Source organism: Dietzia sp. DQ11-38-2 (genome assembly GCF_014145055.1).
GTDB lineage: Bacteria > Actinomycetota > Actinomycetes > Mycobacteriales > Mycobacteriaceae > Dietzia.
In genome coordinates this window covers 6,105-8,964 of the sequence record NZ_JAALDW010000297.1, presented here as the reverse complement: position 1 = coordinate 8,964, position 2,860 = coordinate 6,105, and the positions used below count along the sequence as shown (strand labels likewise).

General features: G+C 70.1%; 2 protein-coding genes. Both read right to left on the bottom strand.

Annotation, left to right across the window (positions count from 1 at the left end):
• Positions 1-146: 146 nt before the first annotated feature.
• Entirely contained in the window at positions 147-1,697 is a 1,551-nt protein-coding gene (locus G6026_RS10665; protein WP_182613167.1) for a DUF4185 domain-containing protein, read from the bottom strand.
• Between the two features lies 1 nt (position 1,698).
• A partial coding sequence (locus tag G6026_RS10660; protein WP_241728024.1) for a DUF4185 domain-containing protein occupies positions 1,699-2,860 on the bottom strand: 1,162 nt, incomplete at its 5' end.

Genomic DNA, 2,860 nt, shown 5'->3' with positions numbered 1-2,860 from the left:
GGCCATCGGCTCGGATCCGAGCGCGCGGGCGGAATACTCGGAGATCCTCCGTCGGGCCGACCGCGAGGAGACACGGGAATGGGAACGGACCCGCTGCCAGGCGTCGGAGCGCTGAGCGGTCGCGGGGCCCGGTGTCGGCGCCGCCGTCACTCCGTGGGGACGGCGCCGTCGACGAGTTCGGAGACCGGCACGTGCCTGACGACCTCCGACGCGGCGGGCCCGGCGGGAGCCGCCGCGCTGCGGAGTCTGCTGGGCAGGACGTCCGACAACCTGGTGCGAACGAGGAACACGTTGTAGGCGTTCCAGGTCGTGACGAGGTAGTACAGATCCTCTCCCTGGGCCCAGGGGTGCATGAACGCGCCGTAGACACCGGGGAGCATGGAGTAGTCCACTAGGGCGGTGGGTCCGGTCCAGGGGCCCTCCGGGCGGTCTGCGGTGCGGATCACGACGGAGTTGTACCCCTGGGAGTACATGGCGATGTACTTGCCCAGGTGACGGTTCCACATCACGGAGAGCTCGCTGGCCGGGCGTGGCAGCACCGGCGCGGCGTCCGACGGATCGTCCACCCACTCCGCGCCGTCCCAGTACCGGTAAGCGGCGGGGTCGAGGACGCCCGCGGCCGGAGGTGCCCCGCCGGCTGCGTCGAGGTCCTCCGCAGACGGTGACCCGGCGAGCGGGACGCGGGCGAGGATCGCTGAGCCCTGCCGACCCGACGGCGTGAGGTACTCGTACAGGTGGGTGTCGGTGGTGAGATACGAGCTCATCTGCGAGTCCCGCCAGACAGGGTCCACCGGGGGTGCGCCGTCGCCGACCGGGACCGCGGAGGTGATCGGCCGTGCCAGAGCGGGCACGACGGTCCAGTTCTCGCCGTTGTCCGTCGAATAGGCCAACCCCGAGTAGTTGGTGGTCCACGACCCCGGTTGGCCCCAGTGGGCGACCGACATGAAGCGCAGATACTGGACCCCCTCGATCGCGATTCCCGCGGTCGGGATAATCGTGACCTCCCCGGGAAGTCCCGAACGGGGAACGATGGACTTGGCCAGGCCGTCGGGACCGGTGGCCGCGGAGTCGATGGACAGCCCGTCGCCGAGGTCGGTGTCACCGGACCGGAACAGGACGTTCGACCGCCACTGGCTCCCGGGGAGGGTGCAGTCACCCATGGTGTCGCCGAACGCCATGAGGATCTCCGGATCGGTGGCGTGTCCGTTGTCCCACATGATCCCGAGATCGGTCCCGGTCACCCCGTAGCGGCTGACGGTGTCGGCGGGACCTGTGGGGCCGGTGACCAGCTGGAGGAATTGCGTCGGGCCGCGGAGGACGGGGACTGTGCCCTCCTCCCCGGTGATCCACGGCGGCATGCCGTACACGGATCCGGTGACCGTGTCGAGGGAGCCGGACAGGCCGTTGCCCAGGGACCCGGTCTCGAGCTGCTGGACGAGCGACCCGGAGCGGTCGGCCGACCCCAGGGCCCGCGAGGCGGACCCGAGGGGCCCGGTCGACCCCGATCCGGGTGGTCCCAGCGAACCCCCGCCCATCCCGGCACCGGTCTGGTTCTCCAGCAGGGAACCGAAGTTGCCGAACATGACGCTGCACGGCCCGGCCGTGGCGGTGCCCGACCCGGTGACGGCGATCGCGGCGACGGAGGCCGCGACCGCAGCAAGTGCGGTCGCGGCCAGCCGCTGGAGTGCCCGGCTCATCTCAGGATCTCGGGATCGGACGCCGCTCGACGAGCACGGTCTCGCCTGTCTCGGCGGGGTCCGGGGTGTCGGTGGTCCAGCTGTTGTCCGCGACGCGCATGCGGGAGTCGGCGGCCGGGAGGGTCCGTGGGGGGATCAGATCGAGGTCGGTCCGCATGAGGAAGACGTTGTAGGCGTCCCAGGTGGACATGGTGAAGTACAGGTCGGATCCCACCGTCTCGACCGCCGGACTCCACGGGTGGACGAACGCACCGTAGAGGGTGGGCACGTGCCGGTAGGACAGCAGGATGTCCTCCCCGGACCACGGACCCTCGGGCCTCGCGGCCTGCCGCATCACGATGTCGTTGTTCCCGTTGGTGTACAGGGCGATGAACCGACCCAGTCGAGCACTCCAGGAGACGGACAGTTCACTCACACGGGGGTGCATCACCGCCGCGGCGGAGCGGTGGTCGCGGCCCCAGCCGGCACCGGTCCAGAACTCGTAGGCCGACATGGTCCTGATCGACCGCTCCGGCACGCGGGCGAGGGTCACGGCGCCGTTGCGGCCCGACGGGGTCAGGTACTCGTAGACGAAGCCGTCGTGCTTGAGGAACGCGCTCATCTGGCCGGCGGTGTGGGTGGTGAACGGGGCGCCGAGATCCGACGGTATGAGGCGAGCGCTGCCGGTCCCGGTCCGGGCGGTGCCCGCCACCGGGGTCCAGTTCTCCCCGTTGTCCCTTGATTCGGCGAGCGCGGAGTAGTTGGTCACCCACTCACCGGGGGCGCCCCAGCTGGCGACCGACATGTACCGCAGGTACTGCGTACCGGCGACCTCCACACCCGCGGTCGGGATGACGGTCACCTCGCCCGGCAGATTCGAGCGGGGAAGGATGGACTTGGCCAGACCGCTGCGCTCCATCGGAGCGTTGTCGACCCGCATCCCGTTGGACAGGATCCGGTCGGACGAGCGGAACAGGATGTTGCTGCGCCACTGGGTGCCGGGGAGGCTGCAGTCGCCCATCGTGTCCCCGAGCGCCATGAGCACCTGGGGGTTCGAGGCGTCCCCGTTCTTCCACATGATTCCCAGGTCGGTTCCTGAGATGCCGAACCGTTCGACCGTCCGGTTGGGACTCGTGGGCCCCGTGAGCAGTTCCACCGTCGTCGTGCGTCCCTGGAGGACGGGG